Source organism: Azospirillum agricola, from assembly GCF_017876095.1.
GTDB lineage: Bacteria > Pseudomonadota > Alphaproteobacteria > Azospirillales > Azospirillaceae > Azospirillum > Azospirillum agricola.
This window is the reverse complement of sequence record NZ_JAGINM010000006.1, coordinates 42,262-62,260: the sequence shown is the minus strand read 5'-3', so window position 1 is coordinate 62,260 and position 19,999 is coordinate 42,262. Positions and strand designations below refer to the sequence as shown.

23 protein-coding genes are annotated in these 19,999 nt (G+C 69.2%); 12 read left to right on the top strand and 11 right to left on the bottom strand.

Going from position 1 to position 19,999, the window contains the following annotated elements; genetic code table 11:
* Positions 1-38 precede the first annotated feature (38 nt).
* Both J2847_RS10535 and J2847_RS10530 read right to left on the bottom strand, forming a co-directional pair.
* Positions 39-1,121 (bottom strand): 4-oxalomesaconate tautomerase, encoded by a 1,083-nt coding sequence (locus J2847_RS10535; protein WP_209778948.1) that lies wholly within the window; start codon positions 1,119-1,121, stop codon positions 39-41.
* A 34-nt stretch (positions 1,122-1,155) separates the two neighbouring features.
* Positions 1,156-1,821 carry a TetR/AcrR family transcriptional regulator gene (locus J2847_RS10530; RefSeq protein ID WP_209778947.1) on the bottom strand — a complete coding sequence of 222 codons (666 nt, stop codon included), beginning with the start codon at positions 1,819-1,821 and terminating at the stop codon, positions 1,156-1,158.
* 198 nt (positions 1,822-2,019) lie between these two features.
* Between J2847_RS10530 and J2847_RS10525 the strand changes: the two genes are divergently transcribed.
* From J2847_RS10525 to J2847_RS10485, 9 genes are all read left to right on the top strand, one after another.
* Complete coding sequence (locus J2847_RS10525) at positions 2,020-2,769, top strand: PIG-L deacetylase family protein (RefSeq protein ID WP_085557890.1); 750 nt, start codon at positions 2,020-2,022, stop codon at positions 2,767-2,769.
* Entirely contained in the window at positions 2,766-3,467 is a 702-nt protein-coding gene (locus J2847_RS10520; RefSeq protein ID WP_209778946.1) for a 4-carboxy-4-hydroxy-2-oxoadipate aldolase/oxaloacetate decarboxylase, read from the top strand. The genes J2847_RS10525 and J2847_RS10520 overlap by 4 nt, the downstream gene beginning before the upstream one ends.
* Positions 3,468-3,542: 75 nt before the next feature.
* Entirely contained in the window at positions 3,543-4,730 is a 1,188-nt protein-coding gene (locus J2847_RS10515) for an ABC transporter substrate-binding protein (protein ID WP_233474433.1), read from the top strand.
* A 170-nt stretch (positions 4,731-4,900) separates the two neighbouring features.
* Entirely contained in the window at positions 4,901-5,767 is an 867-nt protein-coding gene (locus tag J2847_RS10510; RefSeq protein ID WP_325169365.1) for a branched-chain amino acid ABC transporter permease, read from the top strand.
* Between the two features lie 54 nt (positions 5,768-5,821).
* Positions 5,822-6,853: a branched-chain amino acid ABC transporter permease gene (locus J2847_RS10505; RefSeq protein WP_233474454.1), complete on the top strand. Its 1,032-nt coding sequence runs from the start codon at positions 5,822-5,824 to the stop codon at positions 6,851-6,853.
* Entirely contained in the window at positions 6,853-7,608 is a 756-nt protein-coding gene (locus tag J2847_RS10500; RefSeq protein WP_209778944.1) for an ABC transporter ATP-binding protein, read from the top strand. Before J2847_RS10505 ends, J2847_RS10500 begins: the two co-directional genes overlap by 1 nt.
* Positions 7,601-8,329, top strand: coding sequence for an ABC transporter ATP-binding protein (locus J2847_RS10495; RefSeq protein ID WP_233474432.1), 729 nt, complete (start codon positions 7,601-7,603; stop codon positions 8,327-8,329). Before J2847_RS10500 ends, J2847_RS10495 begins: the two co-directional genes overlap by 8 nt.
* A 29-nt stretch (positions 8,330-8,358) precedes the next feature.
* Complete coding sequence (locus tag J2847_RS10490; RefSeq protein ID WP_209778943.1) at positions 8,359-9,261, top strand: DUF1932 domain-containing protein; 903 nt, start codon at positions 8,359-8,361, stop codon at positions 9,259-9,261.
* A gap of 205 nt (positions 9,262-9,466) precedes the next feature.
* The gene (locus J2847_RS10485; RefSeq protein ID WP_209778942.1) at positions 9,467-10,774 is read left to right on the top strand and encodes a gallate dioxygenase; all 1,308 of its coding nucleotides are present in this window, start codon (positions 9,467-9,469) and stop codon (positions 10,772-10,774) included.
* Positions 10,775-10,818: 44 nt separating this feature from the next.
* On the opposite strand, the gene J2847_RS10480 is transcribed toward J2847_RS10485, so the two are convergent.
* From J2847_RS10480 to J2847_RS10465, 4 genes are read right to left on the bottom strand one after another with little or no spacing between them, the layout of a single operon-like run.
* Positions 10,819-11,577, bottom strand: coding sequence for an iron ABC transporter ATP-binding protein (locus J2847_RS10480; RefSeq protein ID WP_209778941.1), 759 nt, complete (start codon positions 11,575-11,577; stop codon positions 10,819-10,821).
* The gene (locus J2847_RS10475; protein ID WP_209778940.1) at positions 11,574-12,566 is read right to left on the bottom strand and encodes an iron chelate uptake ABC transporter family permease subunit; all 993 of its coding nucleotides are present in this window, start codon (positions 12,564-12,566) and stop codon (positions 11,574-11,576) included. The genes J2847_RS10480 and J2847_RS10475 overlap by 4 nt, the downstream gene beginning before the upstream one ends.
* Complete coding sequence (locus J2847_RS10470) at positions 12,556-13,524, bottom strand: ABC transporter permease (RefSeq protein WP_209778939.1); 969 nt, start codon at positions 13,522-13,524, stop codon at positions 12,556-12,558. Before J2847_RS10470 ends, J2847_RS10475 begins: the two co-directional genes overlap by 11 nt.
* A gap of 55 nt (positions 13,525-13,579) precedes the next feature.
* A complete protein-coding gene (locus tag J2847_RS10465; protein ID WP_233474431.1) occupies positions 13,580-14,485 on the bottom strand; it encodes a siderophore ABC transporter substrate-binding protein in 906 nt (301 codons plus the stop codon).
* 390 nt (positions 14,486-14,875) lie between these two features.
* On the opposite strand from J2847_RS10465, the gene J2847_RS10460 reads away from it, so the two are divergent.
* The gene (locus J2847_RS10460) at positions 14,876-15,313 is read left to right on the top strand and encodes an EamA family transporter (RefSeq protein WP_209778937.1); all 438 of its coding nucleotides are present in this window, start codon (positions 14,876-14,878) and stop codon (positions 15,311-15,313) included.
* An 8-nt stretch (positions 15,314-15,321) separates the two neighbouring features.
* Here J2847_RS10460 and J2847_RS10455 read toward each other — a convergent pair whose 3' ends face one another.
* Positions 15,322-15,555: a hypothetical protein gene (locus J2847_RS10455; protein ID WP_085557878.1), complete on the bottom strand. Its 234-nt coding sequence runs from the start codon at positions 15,553-15,555 to the stop codon at positions 15,322-15,324.
* Positions 15,556-15,779: 224 nt separating this feature from the next.
* Here J2847_RS10455 and J2847_RS10450 point away from each other — a divergent pair, with 224 nt between their 5' ends.
* A complete protein-coding gene (locus tag J2847_RS10450; protein WP_085557877.1) occupies positions 15,780-16,163 on the top strand; it encodes an ArsR/SmtB family transcription factor in 384 nt (127 codons plus the stop codon).
* 36 nt (positions 16,164-16,199) lie between these two features.
* On the opposite strand, the gene J2847_RS10445 is transcribed toward J2847_RS10450, so the two are convergent.
* On the bottom strand, positions 16,200-16,595 hold the full coding sequence (locus J2847_RS10445) for a DUF423 domain-containing protein (RefSeq protein ID WP_209778936.1): 396 nt from the start codon (positions 16,593-16,595) through the stop codon (positions 16,200-16,202).
* A gap of 165 nt (positions 16,596-16,760) precedes the next feature.
* Between J2847_RS10445 and J2847_RS10440 the strand changes: the two genes are divergently transcribed.
* Positions 16,761-17,267 carry a response regulator gene (locus J2847_RS10440; protein WP_209778935.1) on the top strand — a complete coding sequence of 169 codons (507 nt, stop codon included), beginning with the start codon at positions 16,761-16,763 and terminating at the stop codon, positions 17,265-17,267.
* A gap of 9 nt (positions 17,268-17,276) precedes the next feature.
* Here J2847_RS10440 and J2847_RS10435 read toward each other — a convergent pair whose 3' ends face one another.
* From J2847_RS10435 to J2847_RS10425, 3 genes are all read right to left on the bottom strand, one after another.
* Entirely contained in the window at positions 17,277-17,828 is a 552-nt protein-coding gene (locus tag J2847_RS10435) for a DUF924 family protein (RefSeq protein ID WP_209778934.1), read from the bottom strand.
* A 114-nt stretch (positions 17,829-17,942) separates the two neighbouring features.
* On the bottom strand, positions 17,943-18,704 hold the full coding sequence (locus J2847_RS10430) for a cytochrome c1 (protein WP_209778933.1): 762 nt from the start codon (positions 18,702-18,704) through the stop codon (positions 17,943-17,945).
* Positions 18,704-19,972, bottom strand: a complete 1,269-nt coding sequence (locus J2847_RS10425) for a cytochrome b (RefSeq protein WP_085557872.1) — start codon at positions 19,970-19,972, stop codon at positions 18,704-18,706. Before J2847_RS10425 ends, J2847_RS10430 begins: the two co-directional genes overlap by 1 nt.
* Positions 19,973-19,999: the final 27 nt, after the last annotated feature.

The window sequence follows — 19,999 nt, the reverse complement described above, 5'->3', positions numbered from 1 at the left end:
TCGCGGACAGCCGTCCCGCAGCCGGAGCGAACCGCCTTTCAGACGGTGCCGGGCACGAACACGGTGCCGTCCATCAGCAGGCGCGCCGTCCGCACCAGGGCGGCGCGGCGCAGCTTGATCCCCTCGGCCCGCGCCTCGAGCTCGATCTCGACGGTCAGGCGGCCGGTGGGATGCTCGACGTCGCAGCGCTTGGACGAGCCGGCGGGAACCACCGCCAGGGCGTTGGCCGGGGCGCCGTCGAGCAGGCAGGCGGTCGCCACCGTCACCGCCCCCAGCACGCCGATGGAATCGTGCAGGCGGAACGGGATGAAGGTCCGCGTCGAAACCATGCCGCCGTCCCGCGGCGGCGCCACCAGGGTCAGCTTCGGGACGGTCTGCGTCCGCACGTCGCCCAGCCCCATGCGCTCGCCCGCCTCGATGCGGATCGTCTCCAGCCGTTCCTTCAGGGCGGCGTCGCCCTCCAGCGTCGCCGCGTCCTCGTAGCCGGTCAGCCCGAAGGCGGCGGCCGGCATCACCACCACCGGCATGCCGTTGTCGATCAGGGTGCAGGGCACGCCGGCGATCTCGTCCAGGACGCGGCCGGTCGGCAGCAGGGCGCCGCACACCGACCCCTCGGTGTCGAGGAAGGCCTGGACCACCGGGGCGTGGCGCCCCGGCACGCCGTCGATGGCGACGTCGCCGTCGTAGCGCACGCGGCCGCCCGGCGTCTCCACCGTCACCTCGGCGATGCCGTCGGTGTTGACCATGAAGACGCGCACGGTGGTGCGGTCGCCCGTCGGCGCCACCAGCCCGCGCTCGACGGCGAAGGGGGCGACCCCGGCCAGGATGTTCCCGCAATTCTGCGCGTCCGAGACGATCGCCTTGTCCGGCACGATCTGGAGGAACAGGTAATCGACGTCGCAGCCGGGCCGCTCCGAGCGCGACACCACCGCGACCTTGCTGGTCAGCGGGTGGGCGCCGCCGATGCCGTCGATCTGGCGCGGGTCGGGCGACCCCAGCGCCGCCAGCAGGATGCGGTCGCGCGCCGCCGGATCCGCCGGCAGGTCCGAGGCCAGGAAATAGGCGCCCTTGGAGGTCCCGCCGCGCATCAGGGCGCAGCGGATGCCGATCTGCTCGGTCATGGGAATGCTCCTCAACGGATGGGAATGCCGCGTCTCAGGATGCCGCGTCCGTGCCGGCCGGCGCGCGGAAGGCGGCCACGGCGGCGCGGACGATCTGGGTCAACGCCTCCTCGGTGTCCTCGCCGTCCGCCGCCCCGTCGGACAGGCGGGCGACGCGCCAGGGGTTGATCAGCGTGTAGCTGACCGCCCCCAGCAAAAAGTGCGTGCGCCAGACGATGTCGGCGCGCGGCAGGTGCGGCAGGCAGGCCTGGAGCGCGTCGAGGAAGGCGAGGTTGATGGGGTTGAAGGTCTCCGCGATGATCGCCTGCGCCTCCTCGTGCCGCTCCGCCATGACGACGGCGCGCAGCCGGGCGAAACGGGCGCCGCCGCCGACGCCGCCCTCCGATTCGGAGAGGGACGGCAGGATGAAGGCGCGGACGATCGCGGCGAGGCGGTCGTCGGGGTCGCGGATGCGCTGCGCCTCGCTCAGCAACTCGCCGCGCCGCCGGTTCATCGGGCCGGAATGCCGCTCGTAGATCGCGCGCAGCAGCCCGTCCTTCGAACCGAAATGGTAGCTGATGCTGCCGAGGTTGGCGCCGGACGCCTGGGCGATCTCCCGCATCGACACCGCGCGGAAGCCGTTGCGCGAGAACAGATCCTCGGCGGCCTCCAGAATGGCCTCCCGCATCGAGCTCTGGCGTTGCGGCATCGGGACGGGCACGGGAAGGAACCTCCGGACAAAGCGGGTCGGACGGCGCCATCCTAGCGCCCCTTGGTCGATCGTACAAATGATTTGAACGGACGTATCTTCAATTTGCACGACCGTCACATTCATGTTGACAGGGAACTGTCGTCCTGCCTAGCATTTGTACGCCCGTCCAAATAAGACGGTCGTCCAAACAACAGACCGTACATCGCCATGAGCACGCAATCGCAGAAGAGCGCGCTGGTCGTCAGCGCGCATCCGGGGGACTTCGTCTGGCGCACCGGCGGCGCCATCGCGCTGCACGTCAAGCGCGGCTACCGCGTCAAGGTCGTCTGCCTGTCCTACGGGGCCCGCGGCGAGAGCCAGGGCGCCTGGAAACAGCCGGGCGCCACGCTGGAGGCGGTGAAGCGGCAGCGCCACGAGGAGACGGTGCGGGTGGCCGAACTGCTCGGCGCCGAGATCGAGTTCTTCGACACCGAGGATTACCCGCTGGACCTCAACCGCGCCATGCTCGACCGGCTGGTCGACATCTACCGCGACGTCCAGCCCGACTTCGTGCTGACCCACCCGTCGGCCGATCCCTACAACTACGACCACCCGGACGCCGGCCGCTTCGCCCAGCAGGCGCGCATCATCGCGCAGGCCGCCGGCCACAACCCCGGCGCCAAGACGCTGGGCGCCCCGCCGGTCTTCCTGTTCGAGCCGCACCAGCCCGAGCAGTGCGACTTCAAGCCGAACGTCATCCTGAACATCGACGAGGTCTGGGACATCAAGCGCCAGGCGTTCGAGTTCCTGCCGGCGCAGCGCCACCTGTGGGACTACTACACCCGCGTCGCCCTCCAGCGCGGCGCCCAGGGCGGCCGCAACTCCGGGCGCAGCGCCACCTACGGCACCGCCCAGGGCATGACCTACGGCGAGGCCTACCAGCGGGTGTTCCCGATGGTGCTGGAGGAGCTGGCATGAGAACCGGGATCGTCGTCCGCGAGATCGACCGCGCCGACCCGGCGGCGGTGGAAAGCCTGGGCACGCTCGGCGTCTCCACCGTGCACGAGGCGATGGGCCGGCTGGGGCTGCTGAAGACCTACATGCGCCCGGTCTGGCCGGGCGCGCGGGTGGCGGGGACCGCCGTCACCGTGCTGGCCCAGCCCGGTGACAACTGGATGCTGCACGTCGCGGTCGAGCAGTGCCGGCCCGGCGACATCCTGGTCGTCGCCGTCACCGCCGACAACAGCGACGGCATGTTCGGCGACCTGCTGGCGACCTCGCTGATGGCCCGCAAGGTGCGCGGTCTGGTGATCGACGCCGGGGTGCGCGACGTCGCGAGCCTCCAGGAGATGGGCTTCCCGGCCTGGGCGCGGGCGGTGTCGGCCAAGGGCACGGTCAAGGCGACGCTGGGCTCGGTCAACATCCCGGTGGTCTGCGCCGGCGCCCTGGTCAATCCGGGCGACGCGATCGTCGCCGACGACGACGGGGTGGTCGTGGTGCCGGCGGCGCGCGTCGCCGAGGTCGCCGCCGCCGGGCTGAAGCGCGCTGCCAACGAGGAGGACAAGCGCAAGCGGCTCGCCGCCGGCGAACTCGGGCTGGACATGTACGGCATGCGGCCGGCGCTGGCCGAGGCCGGGCTGGTCTATGTCGACCGCCTCGAAGACCTGGGCCGCTGAGCGGCGCCGCCGAGCTCCAAGACAAGCACCAACAAGACAAGCTCCAAGAAGAATCCCCTCGGGAGGAAAACGCGAATGTCTCTCCGTTCCCTGATGCTCGGCACCGCCGTGGCCGCCGCCGCCCTGCTGCCGCTGGCCGGCACCGCCGCCGCCAAGACCTACAAGGTCGGGCTGGTGGTGTCGCTGTCGGGGCCGACCGCCTCGCTCGGCCAGCAGATCGAGCGCGGCGCCAAGCTCTACCAGTCGCTGCACAAGGACGACCTCGGCGACGACAGCGTCGAGCTGATCGTGCGCGACGACACCGGCCCGGCCCCCGACGTCGCCAAGCGGCTGGCGCAGGAGCTGGTCGTGCGCGACAAGGTCGACGTGCTGGCCGGCATCATCTTCACGCCGAACGCCAACGCCATCGCGCCGATCGCCACCCAGGCCAAGGTGCCCTTCGTCATCATGAACGCCGCCTCCTGGGCGACGACGAAGTCCTCGCCCTACATCGTCCGCGTCTCGCAGACCCTGCCGCAGATCACCGTGCCGCTCGCCCAATGGGCGGCCAAGCAGCCCGACATCAAGAGCGTCTACACGCTGGTATCCGACTACGCGCCGGGCATCGAGGCGGAGGAGGCCTTCGCCCACGGCCTGAAGGAGGCCGGCAAGACGGTGGCCGCCTCGGTCCGCGTGCCGGTGCAGAATCCCGATTTCGTGCCCTTCCTCCAGAAGGTGAAGGACGCCAAGCCGGACGCGCTCTACGTCTTCCTGCCCGGCGGCACGCAGTCGACGGCGCTGATGAAGGCCTACCAGAGCCTCGGTCTGAAGGAGGCCGGCATCCGGCTGATCGGCTCCGGCGAGGTGTCGGTCGAGGACGAGCTGCCCAACATGGGCGACGCGGCCATCGGCGTGGTGACCGGCTTCCACTACTCGACCTCGCACGACAGCAAGGCCAACGCCGACTTCGTCAAGGCGTGGCAGGCGGCCTACGGGGCCGACAGCGTGCCGACCTTCATGGGCGTCGGCGGCTATGACGGGATGGCGGCGATCCACGGCGCCATCAAGTCCCTGAAGGGCAAGTTCACCGGCGAGGCGGCGGTCGAGGCGATGCGCCACTGGAAGGCCGAGAGCCCGCGCGGGCCCATCGCCATCGATCCGGAGACGCGCGACGTCGTGCAGAACATCTACATCCGCCGCGTCGAGAAGGTGGACGGCGCGCTGCGCAACGTCGAGTTCGAGACCTTCCAGGCGGTGAAGGATCCGGGCAAGGCGGCCAAGTAACGGCTGTCTTCTCGGTTTCGCACATGCCCCCACCCTAACCCTCCCCCGCTGGGCGGGGGAGGGAACCGCCGCCGCACTTCCGCAAAGCTCCTGTCCCCCTCCCCTGCGAAGCGGGGGAGGGTCGGGGTGGGGGCAGGTGTGGCCGCACCCGCCAACAAGGAGGCGGCCCCGTGATCACGGCTGCTCTGACCATCCTCTTCCACGGCCTCGCCTTCGCGATGGTCCTCTACATCGTCTCCGTCGGGCTCGGCATCACCATGGGCCTGATGAACTTCGCCAACCTCGCCCATGGCGCCTTCGCCGCCGCCGGCGGCTACGTCGTCGTCATGGCGACGCGGTCTCTCGGCCTGCCCTTCTGGGTGGCGCTGCCGGCGGCCTTCATCGTGGTGGCGCTGGCCGGGGCGGTGATCGAGCGGCTGGTCGTCCGCACCCTCTACGGCGCCGACGAGCTGCGGCAGGTGCTGTTCTCCATCGCCCTGCTGTTCATGGCCATCGCCGGCTTCACCGTCGCCTTCGGCCCGTTGCAGCAGCAGCCGGAGATCCCCGCCGGCCTGTCCGGCCAGCTCGCGCTGGGCGACGTCGAGTTCCCCTCCTACCGCGCCTTCGTCATCGTGGCCGGCGTGGCGATCCTGGCGGCGCTGTGGCTGCTGATCGGCCGCACCCGCATGGGCATGCGCATCCGCGCCGCGGTGGACAACCGCAACATGGCCGAGGCGATCGGCGTCGACACCAAGCTGCTGTTCACCCTGACCTTCGCGCTGGGCACCGGCATCGCTGGGCTGGGCGGCGGCATCGGCGCCGACATCCTGTCGATCACCCCGACCTACGGGCAGGAGTATCTGGTGCTGTTCCTGATCGTCGTCGCGGTCGGCGGGTTGGGCTCGATCTTCGGCCCCTTCCTGGCGGCGCTGTGCATCGGCGTGGTCGACGTGGCGGGCAAGTACCTGATCCCGGAATTCGGCGCCTTCTTCATCTACGGCGTCGTCATCGCCATCCTGCTGGCCAAGCCCGCCGGCCTGTTCGGGGTGCGGAGCTGACCGATGACGAGCCCCCTTCCAAGGCCAATCGCAAGGACTGAACGCGTGAAAAGCATGTCCGCATCCGGCGGTGCCGCCACGCCATCCGGCGCCGCCACGCCCTCGACCTGGCGCGGGCTGGCGATGGGCCGGTCCGGCGGCGACCTCGCCATCGCCACCCTGCTCGGCCTCGGCGCGCTGGCCACCCTGCTGTTCGGCGAGGCCTATTGGCTGCTCGCCAGCCAGGTCGCCATCACCATGATCTTCGCGCTGTCGGTCGACCTGCTGGTCGGCTACGCCGGGATCGTCACGCTGGGCCACGCCGTCTTCTTCGGGCTGGGCGCCTACACGGTCGGCATCGCGTCCGCCCATCTCGGTTGGACCGAGCCGCTGTCCGGCCTGCTGCTGGCGGGGCTCGTCGCGGCGGCGCTGGGCGGGGCCACCGGCGTGCTGGTGCTGCGCACCAAGGGTCTGGGCCAGCTGATGCTGACCATGGCCTTCGCCTCGCTGGTCTACGAGATCGCCAACCGGGCCAAGCCGCTGACCGGCGGCGCCGACGGCTTGCAGGGCATGGTCATCGCCCCGATCCTCGGGCTGTTCGAGTTCGACATCTTCGGCCTGACCGCCTTCCTCTACACGCTGGCGGTGCTGGGCGTGGTGGTCGGGCTGGCCGTGCTGATGACCCGCTCGCCCTACGGCCGCTCGCTGGTCGGCATCCGCGAGAACCGGGTGCGCATGCAGGCCATCGGCACCAACGTGCAGCAGCGGCTGCTGTCGATCTACGTGGTCTCGGCGGCGCTCGCCGGAATCGCCGGGGCGCTGCTGGCGCAGACCTCGCAGTTCGTCGGCCTCAACGTGCTGCATTTCAGCCTGTCCGGCGAGATCCTGATCATCGTCGCGCTGGGCGGCGCCGGCCGCCTGTGGGGCGCCCTGCTGGGGGCCGTCGTCTTCACGCTGTTCAAGGACCGCCTGTCGGCGCTCGACCCGGCCTACTGGTACTTCTGGCTCGGGCTGCTGCTGGCGGTGATCGTGCTGTTCGCGCCCAAGGGGCTGATCGGGCTGGTCGACCGCCTGCTCTCCATCCTCCAGCGCGGGGAGGTCCGCTGATGCTGCCGCCGATCCTGGAAACCCATGGGCTGAACAAGAGCTTCGGCGCCCTGACCGTGGCGCAGAACATCAACTTCTCGCTGGAGCCCGGCACCTTCGAGGCGCTGATCGGTCCCAACGGCGCCGGCAAGAGCACCTTCGTCAACCTGCTGACCGGCCTGATCCCGCCGACCTCCGGCTCGGTCATCCTCGACGGCCAGGACGTCACCGCCCTGCCGATCGAGGCCCGCGTCAAGCGCGGCATGGTCCGCACCTTCCAGATCAACACGCTGTTCAACAGCCTGACGGTGGCCGAGAACGTCATCCTGGCGCTGGACGAGCACCACAACCACGGCTGGCGCCCGCTGCCGAGCCCGACGCTGCGCCGGGTCATCCGCGAGGAGGCCTACGGGATCCTCGACCGCCTCGGCCTCGCCCCCTGGGGCAACCGCGAGGTGAAGTCCCTGCCCTACGGCCGCCAGCGTCTGGTCGAGATCGCCATCGCGCTGGCGTTGCGGCCCAAGGTGCTGCTGCTCGACGAGCCGGCCGCCGGCATCCCCTCGACCGAGACCGGCACCATCATCGAGGTGCTGGAAAGCCTCGCCAGCGACCTCGCCATCCTGATCATCGAGCACGACATGGATCTGGTCTTCCGCTTCGCCCAGCGCATCACCGTGCTGGTGCAGGGCGCCGTGCTGGCGCGGGGCACGCCGGACGAGATCGCCAACAACGAGACGGTGAAATCCGTCTATCTCGGGGAGGGCATCCATGCCTGAGATGCAAAAGGCCGGCCTGTCGCTCGGCAACGTCAGCGCCGGCTACGGCGCCACGGTGGTGCTGGAGGATCTCAGCTTCGATCTCGCCGCCGGCGAGAAGCTGTCGATCATCGGGCGCAACGGCGTCGGCAAGACCACGCTGCTCGCCACCATCATGGGGCTGACCCGGCTGCACGCCGGCCGCATCGGGCTGGGCGACCGGGACATCGCCGCGCTGCGGCCCAACCGGCGGGCCCAGGCCGGCATCGGCTTCGTGCCGCAGCAGCGCGAGATCTTCCCCTCCCTGACGGTGGAGGAGAATCTTCTGGTCGGCCTGCGCCCCGGCGCCTGGACGCTGGAACGGATCTACGAGCTGTTCCCGCGCCTCCAGCAGCGCCGCGCCAACATGGGCAACCAGCTCTCCGGCGGCGAGCAGCAGATGCTGGCCTTCGGGCGGGCGCTGCTGACCAACCCGCGCGTGCTGCTGCTCGACGAGCCGTTCGAGGGGCTGGCCCCGGTGATCGTCGAGCAGCTGTTCCACGCGCTGCTGCGCCTGCGCGACGAGGGTGGGCTGTCGATCATCATGGTGGAGCAGCACGCCAAGCTTGCCCTGGCCTTCGCGCCGCGCACCATGGTGATGAGCCGCGGCCGCATCGCCTTCGACGGCGCCAGCCGCAGCCTGATCGACGATCCGGCCCGGCTGGACGCGCTGTGCGGCATCGGCGGCGGCGGCCTGCATTGAGCGGCCCGGACAACACGGGGACACCCAGCATGAGCGACGTGAACATCGCCTTCATCGGCTTCGGCGAAGCCGCCCAAGCCTTCACCAGCGGCTGGCGCACGCGCGGCCCGGTGAGCGTGGCCGCCTACGACATCCTGTTCGACGACCCGCAGCGGGCCGACGCCAAACGCGCCGAATGCCGCGCGCTGGACGTGATGCCGCTCGACAGCGCCGCCGAGGCGGCGGCGTGGGCCGATCTCGTCGTCTCGGCGGTGACGGCGGATCAGGTGCTGGCGGCGGCGGAAAGCGTGCTTCCCGGCGTGCATCCGGGGATGCTGTTCCTCGACATCAACTCCGCCGCCCCCTTCCGCAAGGCCGAGGCGGCGGAGCGGGTGGCGGCGGCCGGCGCCGGCACCGTCGACGTGGCGGTGATGGCCCCGGTGCACCCGCGCCGGCACGAGACGCCGCTGCTGATCAGCGGCCCGGCCGCCGCCACGGTCGAGCCGATCCTCGCCGCCCTGGGGATGAGCTTCGAGGTCGTCTCCGACCGCACCGGCGACGCCTCGACCGTCAAGATGATCCGCAGCATCGCCATCAAGGGCTTCGAGAGCGTGACGATGGAGTGCGTCACCGCCGCCGTGAAGCTCGGCATCGAGGACCGCATCATCCCGTCGCTCACCGCGTCGCTGTCAAAGCTCGACTTCACGGCGCTCGCCGATCACGTGATGGAGCGCGTCGTCGTTCACGGCAAGCGCCGCGCCGCCGAGATGCGCGAGGTCGCCGCGACGCTGGAGCACGCCGGGGTCAGCGGTTTCCTGCCGGCGGCCACCGCCGCGCACCAGCAATGGGTGTCCGACCTGAACGTGCGGGCACGCTTCGAAGGCGAGGTCCCCCGCGACGCGTTGCGCATCGCGCGCGAAGTGCTGAACGCCATCGAGGCGCAGGAAAAGTAAGACACGTCTTAGGGAGGGGGACCGGACCAGCCGCTCCACAGGCAGCCCCGGTTTCCCCGACACGTCATGCCCGTGCTTGGCACGGGCATCCACGGGCAAGCTTCAGGTTTCCGCGTGGATGACCGGGACAAGCCCGGTCATGACGATGGGACCGACGGAGCGCCCCGGCGGAACCACAAGCACAAAAGACTCCCGGGAGGATCATATGGCACGCATCGTCGGGTCGATCGCGACCTCGCACACCCCGACCATCGGCTTCGCCTTCGACCGGCGGAAGCAGGACGATCCGGTCTGGGCGCCGATATTCGCCGCCTACGAGCCGGTCCGCCAATGGCTGGACGAAAAGAAGCCGGACGTCCTGTTCTTCATCTACAACGACCACATCACCTCCTTCTTCTTCGACCATTACTCGGCCTTCACGCTGGGCATCGGCGGGTCCTACGGCGTCGCCGACGAGGGCGGCGGCACCCGGCCGCTGCCGCCGGTCAAGGGGCACACCGGGCTCGCCCACCACATCGGCCAGTCGCTGATGGCCGACGAGTTCGACATGTCCTTCTTCCAGGAGCGCCCGCTCGACCATGGCTGCTTCTCGCCGCTGTCGATGCTGATGCCGCACGAGCCGGACTGGCCGGTTCCCATCGTGCCGCTCCAGGTCGGCGTGCTGCAATTCCCCATCCCCTCGGCGCGGCGCTGCTACAAGCTCGGCCAGGGGCTGCGCCGCGCCATCGAGAGCTACCCGGAGGACCTGAAGGTGGTGATCGTCGCCACCGGCGGGCTGTCGCACCAGGTCCACGGCGAGCGGGCGGGCTTCAACAACACCGCCTGGGACACCCGGTTCCTGGAGATGATCGAGAAGGACCCGGTCGCGCTGACCCGCATGACGCACGCCGACTTCGCCCGGCTCGGCGGCATGGAGGGGGCCGAGGTGATCATGTGGCTGGTCATGCGCGGCGCGATGTCGGCGAGCGTGCGCAAGATCCACCAGACCTACTACCTGCCCTCGATGACCGGCATCGCCACCGTCATCTACGAGAACGAGGCGATCGAGCCCCCCGCCGACATCCTGTCGGAGCACCGCGCCCACATCGGCCGGCAGCTCGCCGGGGCCGGGGAACTGACCGGCACCTACCCCTTCACCCACGCCACCAGCGTCAAGGCCTACCGGCTCAACCGCTTCCTGCACCGCATGATCGAGCCGGCCCACCGCGCCCGCTTCCTGGCCGATGCGGAAGCCGCCTTCGATGAGGCCGGCCTGACCGGCGAGGAGCGCCGTCTGGTCCGCGACCGCGACTGGCGCGGGATGATCCATTACGGCGTCATCTTCTTCATGCTGGAGAAGCTGGGCGCCGTGGTCGGCACCTCCAACCTGCACATCTACGCCGCCATGCGGGGCGAGACGCTGGAAGAGTTCCAGAAGACCCGCAACGCGCCGGGCGCGCTCTATTCCGTCGCCGGAACCGACACCCCGTCGCTCGCCTGGGACCAGAAGGCCGAGCCCAGCCCGGCCGAATGACCGGCCCGAATGACCGGCCGGGCCGGCCGGGCCGGCAAGGACGCTCAGCGGAAGTACAGGGCGATGCGCTGGCCGTCGATCTCGTGGATGGCGGCCTCGACGCCGTAGACGTCGCGGATGACGTCCGTGGTGATGATCGCCTCCGGCGGCCCCTCGTAGGCGATGCGGCCGTCCCGCATCGCCACGATGCGGTCGGAGTAGCAGGAGGCGAAGTTGATGTCGTGCAGCACCAGGATGACGGTCTTGCCGAACGCGTCGGCGGTGCGGCGGAACAGCGCCATCATCGCCACCGCGTGCTTGACGTCGAGGTTGTTCAGCGGCTCGTCGAGCAGGATGTATTCGGTGTCCTGGCACAGCACCATGGCGATGAAGGCGCGCTGGCGCTGGCCGCCCGACAGCTCGTCGAGGAAACGGTGGGCGACGGCGCCGAGGTCGAGATAGTCGATCACCCGCTCGATGTGGCCGCGGTCCTCGACGGTCAGGCGCCCCTTGCTGTGGGGGTAGCGGCCGAAGGCGATCAGGTCCCGCACCGTCAGGCGCGCCAGGATCTGGTTGTCCTGCCTCAGGATCGACAGGCGGCGCGCCAGCACGTCGCCCGGCGTCGTCGTCACGTCCATCCCGTCGACGGTGACGGTCCCCGCCGTCATCGGCAGCAGCCGGCTGATGATCGACAGCAGGGTCGACTTCCCGGCGCCGTTGGGCCCGATCAGGGAGATCACCCCGCCGGCCGGCAGCGTGATCGACACGTCGTCGACGACGATCGTCCGGCCGTAGGACTTGCTGGTGTTCCGGACCTCGATCATCGGGCCGATCTCCGCACGAGAATGAACAGGAAGGCGATCCCGCCGAGGAACTCGATGACGATGCCGAGCGCGCTGTTGAAGCCCATCACCCGCTCCAGGATGAGCTGGCCGCCGGTCAGCGTCAGGATGCCGAGCAGCACGGCGACCGGCAGGATGACCCGGTGCTCGTGCGTGCGGACCAGCGTGTAGGCGAAATTGGCGACCAGCAGCCCGAGGAAGGTCACCGGCCCGACCAGCGCCGTCGAGACCGACACCAGGACCGACACCAGGACCAGCACCAGCGTGACCGCCCGCCGGTGGTCGACGCCGAGGTTGATCGCCGCCTCGCGCCCCAGCGCCAGCACGTCGAAGACCTTCATCCGCCGCCAGATCACGACCGAAACCGCCAGGATGACGACCGCCGAGACGGCGAGCAGATGGGCGTCGACGCGGTTGAAGCTGGCGAACATCCGGTCCTGCACCACCAGGAACTCGTTGGGGTCGATGATGCGCTGGAGGAAGCCGGACAGGCTGCGGAACAGCACGCCGAACACGATCCCGACCAGCATCAGCAGATGCAGCCCACGCACCCCGCCGGAAAACAGCCAGCGGTAGAGCAGCCAGGAGAACGCCACCATCGCCCCGACCTCGACGCCGAAGCGCAGGCGCGGGTCGATCCCCGCCACGGCCGCCGAGCCGAGCTGGAAGACCAGCACCGTCTGGATCAGCCGGTAGAGCACGTCGAATCCCATGATCGACGGCGTCAGGATGCGGTTGTTGGTGATGGTCTGGAACAGCACGGTCGAGACGGCGACCGCGTAGCCGACCAGCGCCATCGCCGCGACCTTCGTGCCGCGGAAGCCGAGGATGAAGCCCCAATTGCCGCGCGCGTTGACGGTCAGGAACAGGACGACCGACGCCACCGTCAGCACCGACAGGGTGGCGAGGAGAAGGACCGGCGACGCGGCCCGCCCGGCAGCTCCCCCGGGGGACCGGAGATCACGAGGCATGGCCGTTCTTCCGCAGCAGCAGGTAAAGGAAGATGCCGCTGCCGACCATGCCCATCATCGTGCCGATCGGAATCTCGTAGGGGTGGATCACGAGGCGGCCGACGATGTCGCAGGCCAGCACCAGCCCGGCGCCGAGCAGCGCCACCCAGGGCAGCGAGCGGCGCATGTTGTCGCCCCACATCAGGCTGATGACGTTGGGAACGATCAGGCCGAGGAAGGGGATCATCCCGCAGGTCGCGATGACGGCGGCGGTGACCAGCGACACGATGACCAGCCCGAGCGAGACGACCCGCCGGTGGTTGAGGCCGAGGTTGGTGGTGAAATCCTCCCCCAGCCCGGCAACGGTGAAGCGGTCCGCCGCGACATAGGCGACACCGGTCAGCGCCGCGCTGATCCACAGCAGTTCGTACCGCCCGCGCAGCACGCCGGAGAAATCGCCGGTCTCCCAGTTGCGCACGGACTGCATCAGGTCGTAGCGGTAGGCGACGAACTCGGTCCCCGCGGTGATCACCGCGCCCAGCATGATGCCGACCAGCGGCACGACCAGCGGCGAGCGCAGCGGCATCCGCCGCAGGATCGCCAGGAACAGCGCCGTCCCGCCCAGCGCGAAGAGGCTCGCCGTCAGCATGCGGCCGATGACCGGGGTGTCGGGCGCCAGCAGGGTCACCGCCAGCATGCCGAGCACCGCCGATTCGGCGGTCCCCGCCGTGGACGGCTCGACGAACTTGTTGCGGGCGAGCATTTGCAGGATCAGGCCGGCGACGGCCATCGCCGCGCCGGCCAGGATCAGCGCCAGCGTGCGCGGAATGCGGCTGATCAGCAGGATCTGCGCGGCCTGGCCCGAGTCCCCAGCGTCGCCGGACAGGGAAGCCAGCGTCACGTCGCCGACGCCGACGAACAGGCTGACGACCGCCAGCAGCCCGACGCCGGCCGACGCCAGGGCAAGCCGCCCCGTCATGGCGGATCCCATCATGACGGTCCGCCGGCCATCCCATGGACGGTGCCGGGCATGATCACGGCTTTCCCGTCAGCGCCGCCCTGAGGGCGTCGACATCCTCCTGCATCGCCGCCAGACCGCCGCTGGCGATGTACCAGTTCCCGGCGTTGAGATCGACGACCTGCCCCTTCCTCCAGGCGGTCGTCTGGCGCACGAGTTCGTTGTCGAGAATCTGGCGGCCCGGCCGGCCGCCGGCGCCGATGGCGGCGTCGCGGTCCATCACGAACAGCCAGTCCGGGTTGGTCTTGAGAATGAATTCGAAGGAGATGGCCTGCCCATGGTTCGCCGAGTCCAGAGTCTCGACCGCCGGCACGATGCCGTATTCGGTGTGCAGCACGCCGAACCGCGAGCCCGGCCCGTAGGCGGTGACCTTGCCGCCGGTGGTCAGGACCAGCAGGCCCCGCCCCGCCGTGGCTGCGGCTGTCCTCAGTTCGGCGATGGAGGCGCGCAGCCGGTCGATGCGGCCCTGCACCTCGGCCTCCTTGCCGAAGATCCGGCCGAGCGTCCCCGCGTTCCCGACCGAGCTGTCGACGAAGCGCTCGGTCTGCACCGACAGGTCGATGGTCGGCGCGATGGCGGCAAGCTCGGCGTATTTGGGCGCGGCGCGGCCGCTGACGATGATCAGGTCGGGTTGCGCCGCGTTCACCGCCTCGTAGTCGGGCTCGAACAGGCTGCCGATCTTGAGGGTGCCGGCGCCGTCATACTTGGCGAGACGGGACGGCTTCTGCCCGGTCGGAACGCCGGCGACGGGAACGCCGAGCGCGTCGAGGGTGTCGAGCGAGGCCATGTCGAAGGTCAGCACCGTCCTCACCGCCTTCGGCAGCCGGGTTTCCCCACGGGCGTGGCGGACGGTGATCTCCTGCGCGAAGGACGGCCGGGGCGCCAGTCCGGCGAGCCCGAGCGCCAGGGCAGCCGTCAGCATGTCTCTGCGCCGTGTCACGATGGTCATCACCACTCCCAAAGCGTTGCGGGATTTTCGCCGGATGGATGGGCGCCGCAAGGACGCCGCCGACGTCAAGGCACGGGGTGTCCGCGCCGGGCATCGGAATCGGTGCGCGCCCAATCGGTGCGCCCCGGGCCGACCGGATGGGCGGCCGGCATCCTATCGCTAATAAGTCTTATTTGCAAAGTCTTGAATTCGCTTGGCGCCGCTCATGCCAGCCGGCGCGGCCCCGGGCCGGATCTCACCCACCCTTGCGTCGGGGTGTTCCACAGAGCTTGCGATGGAGCGCGCTTCCGGCAGACTGAGCCGGAGCGGGCGGGCTGATTTGGCTCAAGGAAAAACACACGAGACACGAAGGAAATCAAGAGAATGAGCGATGGCCTCCTGCCGGCATGGATGGTGTGGGCGTTGCTGTCGGCCTGTTTCGCGGCGCTGACCGCGATCCTGGCCAAGCTCGGCGTCGAGGGAATCAGCGCCGACCTCGCCACCCTGATCCGGACGGCCGTCGTCTTCCTGCTGCTGGTCGGACTTTTCGTCGCATCGGGGGAATCGCTGTCGCCCACGTCGATTTCCCCGAAAACCGCCCTGTTCCTCGTGCTGTCCGGTCTGGCCACCGGCGCATCCTGGCTGTGCTATTTCCGCGCGCTCAAGCTCGGCCCGGCCTCGCAGGTCGCCCCGGTCGACAAGCTGAGCGTCGTCCTCGTCGCGCTGTTCGGGGTTCTTGTGCTGGGCGAGCGGCTGTCGGGGGTGAACTGGCTGGGCGTGGTTCTGATCACCGCCGGGGTGGTTCTGCTCGCGGTCAAATGACCGGGCCGTCAGATCTCGACGTCGAGGAACATGCCGCGCCGGTAGTTGCGCGGCAGGGTCAGGACCCCGTTGACCACCAGGGCCGCCAGTTCGCGCAGGCTGGGAATGCGCTGGCGTCCGCGCCCCACCCCCTCGGCCCGCGCGCGGGGGCCGACCGCGCCGGACGCAGGAACCCGCCCGCCTCCGGGTTCGGAGCGGATCGCCTCGTTGGCGCGGTCGCCGGTGCGTCGGGTTTCAACCATGAGAGACGTTTACCATAAATGCGCCAGACCGGCAAGACAACCGGGCGCGACAGCGCGTGGCCCCAACGAAAGCCCGGCAGGAACGAGGAAATGGGACGATGGCGGCCTTCGCGGTCGGCCACGGGGTTTTCTCTGCCGGATTTCCACAGGTGGACAAAACGCCACCGTCATGAATAAGATTGCATACGAACCTTTTTGTTCCCCGGGCGGGCGACGGTAACGCGATGAAGATCGAGGATTTGCAGGCCAACGCCCGCCGCGCCAGCGCGCTGCTGAAGGCCATGTGCAACGAGCGGCGTCTGCTGATCCTGTGCCATCTGAGCCAGGGCGAGCGGTCGGTCGGCGAGTTGGAGGAACTGGTCGGGCTGAGCCAGTCGGCGCTGTCGCAGCATCTCGCCCGGCTGCGCCGGGACAAGCTGGTCCGCACCCGCCGCAGCGCGCAGAACATCTATTATTCGCTGAACGGACACGAAGCGCAGACCATCATGGCGACGCTGCACGGCCTTTATTGCGAGCCGGCCGGGGCGGCGGTCACCGAAGCCGAAGCCGGAAGCGACGAGGACGCGGAACCGCTCGCCATCCGGCACCCCGCCGCCGCCGCGACCTGAGCCGCTCCCCCTCCCCTTTCTCCCCCGCGATTCGCGTCATTCCGTCCGGCGGGTGGCGCCGAACGCCGCGGCGCCAAACGCCAGCCAGCCCAGCATGAAGGACCAGCCGCCGGCCGGCGCGGTCATCGCGACCGGCAAGGGGCCGCTCGTCGCCAGGGTGTAGAGCGTCCCGCAGAACAGCAGGATGCCGGCCACGAACAGCCAGCCAGCCAGCCGCAGCGCCCCCCGCGCCCAGCCGTCCGCCCGGCCGGCCAGCACCACCACGGCGACCAGGGCGAGGGCGTGCCACATCTGGTACTGCCCGGCGGTGCGAAACAGCTCCTGTGCCCGTGGATCGCCCGCCAGCCCGTGGCTGGCGTAGGCCCCCGTCGCCACCGCCACCGCGCCGTTCAGCGCGGCGAACACGATCCATCCCCGGTCGATTCCATTCATGTCGGCTGTCGTCTTTCCGTCGTCGTCGCGGCTTGTTCACCCCGGCGCCGGCCCGGTTGGCCCACCGCTTGCTGGGAACGGAGAGCCCGGCCGGAATCGGCGCCGCCACTGTGCGTCTCCGCAACCCGCTGTGCAACCTGCTTTGCATTTTGCCAAAGGCCAGCCATGGACGGTGACATTTTGCAGGATGGACTGGCCGTGGAGGCGAGGCCGGGCGTCGGACCGGCTCTCAGAACGAGCCTTGCGCCGAAAAGCGATGCCGACCGGCTGCTCGACTGGGCGCGGGCGCGCGGCGGCCGGTTGCTGGTGGTGGACGACAGCGCCACCAACCGGATGGTCACCGCCGGCCTGCTGTCCCGCGCCGGCTTCTCGGTCGAGCTGGCGACCGGCGGGGCGGAGGCGGTGGTCGCCGTCGCCAAATCCGCCGAGCCGCCCGAGGCGGTGCTGATGGACGTGTCGATGCCCGACGTCGATGGAATCGCGGCGACCGCGACCATCCGCTCCCTGTCGGGGGAGCGGGGCCGCATCCCGATCATCGCCGTCACCGCTAACGCCCAGCCGGAGGACCGTGGCCACTGTCTGGCGGCGGGCATGAACGACTATGTCGTCAAGCCGGTCCGCGGGGCCGATCTGCTGGCGGCGCTGAAACGCTGGCTGGTCCCGCCAAGCTGACCGGCCGCCTCAGAAGGACGACCCCGGCTCCCGGAGGAAGGCCTCCTCCTCCGCCGTGCTGGAGCGGCCGAGGGTCGCGTTGCGGTGCGGAAAACGCCCGAAACGCTGGATGATCTCACGGTGCCGCTCGGCGAAGCCGATGGTCTCCGGATCGCCGACCCGCTCGCGGAACAGCGCCACCGAACGGTCCTGGCTGGCGATGTCCTCGTGATGCTCGAAGGGCAGGTAGAGGAAGATGCGCTCGTCCGCCGTACATTCCAGATCGAAGCCGTTGGCAAGCGCGTGCTCGGCCACCGCGCGGGCCTTGGCGTCGGTGGCGAAGGCCCGCGGGTCGCCGCGGAACCTGTTGCGCGGCACCTGGTCGAGCAGCACGCACAGCGCAAGGCAGCCGTCGACATCCTCCATCCAGTGATCGAATCCGCCCTGCGCCGCCGTCTCGTGATGCGGCCCCAGCGTGTCGGCGACCGCCCGGTCGAAGCTGTCCGACCGCCGGAACCAATAAGGCTTCGTCGCCTCGTCGAACCAGAAATCCACGATCTCGTCGATCAGACTGTCCACCATCGCCCGTCCGTTCCCTTCGTCCTCGCAAGCCCGACAACGATACCCCCGAAACCAAACAGGGCGCCCCTAGGGGCGCCCTGTCCAGTCGAAAATCACGAGGCTAGGGAACAGCCGTCAGTGCAGGTTGCTCCACAGCTTGCGCTTGGTCGCGTACATCAGCCCGGCCAGCACGATCAGGAACAGGATCACCTTGACGCCCATCTGCTTGCGCGCGTCGAGGTGCGGTTCCGCCGCGAAGGTCAGGAAGGTGGCGATGTCGTGCGCCTGCTGCTCCACCGTGGCCTTGGTGCCGTCGGCGTAGGTCACGCCGTCGGGTTGCAGGATGTTCGGCATGCCGACCTGATGGCCGGGGAAGTACTTGTTGTAGTTCATGCCCGGCATCAGGTTGACGCCGGCCGGCGGCTCCTCGAAGCCGGTCAGGAACGCGTGGATGTAATCCTCGCCACCGACGCGGGCCTTGGCCATCAGCGACAGATCCGGCGGCAGGGCGCCGCCGTTGGCCGCGCGGGCCGCCTGGTCGTTGGGGAAGGGCGACGGGAAGCGGTCGGCCGGGACGCCCGGACGCATGAACATCTCGCCCGAATCGTTCGGACCGGCCTGGACCTCGTAGCCGGCGGCCAGCGCCTTCAGCTCGTCCTCCGAGAAGCCGATGCCGGCCAGCGTGCGGATCGGCACCAGATGCATGGCGTGGCAGGTCGAGCAGACTTCCTTGTAGATCTGGAAGCCGCGCTGGGCCGACGCCTTGTCGATGGTGCCGAAGATGCCGGAATGCGGCCAGCTCTGCTTCGGAATATGGACCGATTCGGAGGCCTGCGCCGCCCCGGTGATGCCGAGCGCCAGCGCGGCCGAGAGGATGGCAGTCTTCAACGCGCGCATCACGCCTTCTCCATCGGCTTGGCGGCAGCGCCCGCGGCGACGCGGCCCCCGCCCTTCAGAACGGATTCGCTGATGCTGTTGGGAAGCGGCCGCGGCCGCTCCAGCTTGCCCAGCACCGGCAGCAGAACCAGGAAGTGGAAGAAGTAGTAGAAGGTGCCGACGCGGGCGATGATCAGCCAGGCGCCTTCCGCCGGCATGGCGCCGGCGTAGCCGAGCACCAGCGCGTCGATCGCCAGGATCCAGAAGAACTGGCGGTAGATCGGCCGGAACTTGCAGCTGCGGACCTTCGAGGTGTCGAGCCACGGCAGCGCCATCAGCAGGGCGATCGAGCCGAACATGGCGATGACGCCGCCCAGCTTGTCGGGAATCGCGCGCAGGATGGCGTAGAAGGGCAGGAAGTACCATTCCGGCACGATGTGCGCCGGCGTCACCAGCGGGTTGGCCGGAATGTAGTTGTCGGGATGGCCCATGTAGTTCGGCATGAAGAACACGAACGCCGCGTAGACGATCATGAAGATCACGACCGCGAAGCCGTCCTTGACGGTGACGTACGGGTTGAACGGCACCGTGTCCTGCGGGCCCTTGGCGTCGATGCCCAGCGGGTTGTTCGAGCCGCAGACGTGCAGGGCCGCCGTGTGCAGGATCACCAGACCCAGCAGCACGAAGGGCAGCAGGAAATGCAGCGCGAAGAAGCGGTTCAGCGTCGGGTTGTCGACCGAGAAGCCGCCCCACAGCAGGGTGACGATGGGATCGCCGACGATCGGGAAGGCCGAGAACAGGTTCGTGATGACGGTGGCGCCCCAGAAGCTCATCTGGCCCCACGGCAGCACGTAGCCCATGAAGGCGGTGCCCATCATGACGAGGAAGATGATGACGCCCAGGATCCACAGGATCTCGCGCGGCGCCTTGTAGGAGCCGTAATAGAGGCCGCGGAACATGTGGATGTAGACGGCGATGAAGAACATCGACGCGCCGTTGGCGTGGACGTAACGCAGCAGCCAGCCGTAATTCACGTCGCGCATGATGCGCTCGACCGAATCGAACGCCAGCGAGGTGTGCGAGGAATACTGCATCGCCAGGAACAGGCCGGTGGCGATCATGATCACCAGCATGATGCCGGCAATCGCACCGAACGCCCACAAATAGTTGACGTTGCGGGGCATCGGGTAGTGGTTGTACTCGTGATCCAGCATCGTGAAGATCGGCAGGCGGCTGTCGATCCAGTTCACGAGCGGATTCTTGAATTTGGTGGCTTGAGCCTGAGCCATCTCGGGGTCTCCTGAACCTTGGGGCGG

Excerpts from the sequence above, each read along its gene's own strand:
- J2847_RS10535 (WP_209778948.1), bottom strand. The coding sequence starts at position 1,121 with ATGACCGAGCAGATCGGCATCCGCTGCGCCCTGATGCGCGGCGGGACC.
- J2847_RS10525 (WP_085557890.1), top strand. The coding sequence starts at position 2,020 with ATGAGCACGCAATCGCAGAAGAGCGCGCTGGTCGTCAGCGCGCATCCG.
- J2847_RS10520 (WP_209778946.1), top strand. The coding sequence starts at position 2,766 with ATGAGAACCGGGATCGTCGTCCGCGAGATCGACCGCGCCGACCCGGCG.
- J2847_RS10515 (WP_233474433.1), top strand. The coding sequence starts at position 3,543 with ATGTCTCTCCGTTCCCTGATGCTCGGCACCGCCGTGGCCGCCGCCGCC.
- J2847_RS10505 (WP_233474454.1), top strand. The coding sequence starts at position 5,822 with ATGTCCGCATCCGGCGGTGCCGCCACGCCATCCGGCGCCGCCACGCCC.
- J2847_RS10500 (WP_209778944.1), top strand. The coding sequence starts at position 6,853 with ATGCTGCCGCCGATCCTGGAAACCCATGGGCTGAACAAGAGCTTCGGC.
- J2847_RS10495 (WP_233474432.1), top strand. The coding sequence starts at position 7,601 with ATGCCTGAGATGCAAAAGGCCGGCCTGTCGCTCGGCAACGTCAGCGCC.
- J2847_RS10490 (WP_209778943.1), top strand. The coding sequence starts at position 8,359 with ATGAGCGACGTGAACATCGCCTTCATCGGCTTCGGCGAAGCCGCCCAA.
- J2847_RS10485 (WP_209778942.1), top strand. The coding sequence starts at position 9,467 with ATGGCACGCATCGTCGGGTCGATCGCGACCTCGCACACCCCGACCATC.
- J2847_RS10480 (WP_209778941.1), bottom strand. The coding sequence starts at position 11,577 with ATGATCGAGGTCCGGAACACCAGCAAGTCCTACGGCCGGACGATCGTC.
- J2847_RS10475 (WP_209778940.1), bottom strand. The coding sequence starts at position 12,566 with ATGCCTCGTGATCTCCGGTCCCCCGGGGGAGCTGCCGGGCGGGCCGCG.
- J2847_RS10470 (WP_209778939.1), bottom strand. The coding sequence starts at position 13,524 with ATGACGGGGCGGCTTGCCCTGGCGTCGGCCGGCGTCGGGCTGCTGGCG.
- J2847_RS10465 (WP_233474431.1), bottom strand. The coding sequence starts at position 14,485 with ATGCTGACGGCTGCCCTGGCGCTCGGGCTCGCCGGACTGGCGCCCCGG.
- J2847_RS10460 (WP_209778937.1), top strand. The coding sequence starts at position 14,876 with ATGAGCGATGGCCTCCTGCCGGCATGGATGGTGTGGGCGTTGCTGTCG.
- J2847_RS10455 (WP_085557878.1), bottom strand. The coding sequence starts at position 15,555 with ATGGTTGAAACCCGACGCACCGGCGACCGCGCCAACGAGGCGATCCGC.
- J2847_RS10450 (WP_085557877.1), top strand. The coding sequence starts at position 15,780 with ATGAAGATCGAGGATTTGCAGGCCAACGCCCGCCGCGCCAGCGCGCTG.
- J2847_RS10445 (WP_209778936.1), bottom strand. The coding sequence starts at position 16,595 with ATGAATGGAATCGACCGGGGATGGATCGTGTTCGCCGCGCTGAACGGC.
- J2847_RS10440 (WP_209778935.1), top strand. The coding sequence starts at position 16,761 with ATGGACGGTGACATTTTGCAGGATGGACTGGCCGTGGAGGCGAGGCCG.
- J2847_RS10435 (WP_209778934.1), bottom strand. The coding sequence starts at position 17,828 with ATGGTGGACAGTCTGATCGACGAGATCGTGGATTTCTGGTTCGACGAG.
- J2847_RS10430 (WP_209778933.1), bottom strand. The coding sequence starts at position 18,704 with ATGCGCGCGTTGAAGACTGCCATCCTCTCGGCCGCGCTGGCGCTCGGC.
- J2847_RS10425 (WP_085557872.1), bottom strand. The coding sequence starts at position 19,972 with ATGGCTCAGGCTCAAGCCACCAAATTCAAGAATCCGCTCGTGAACTGG.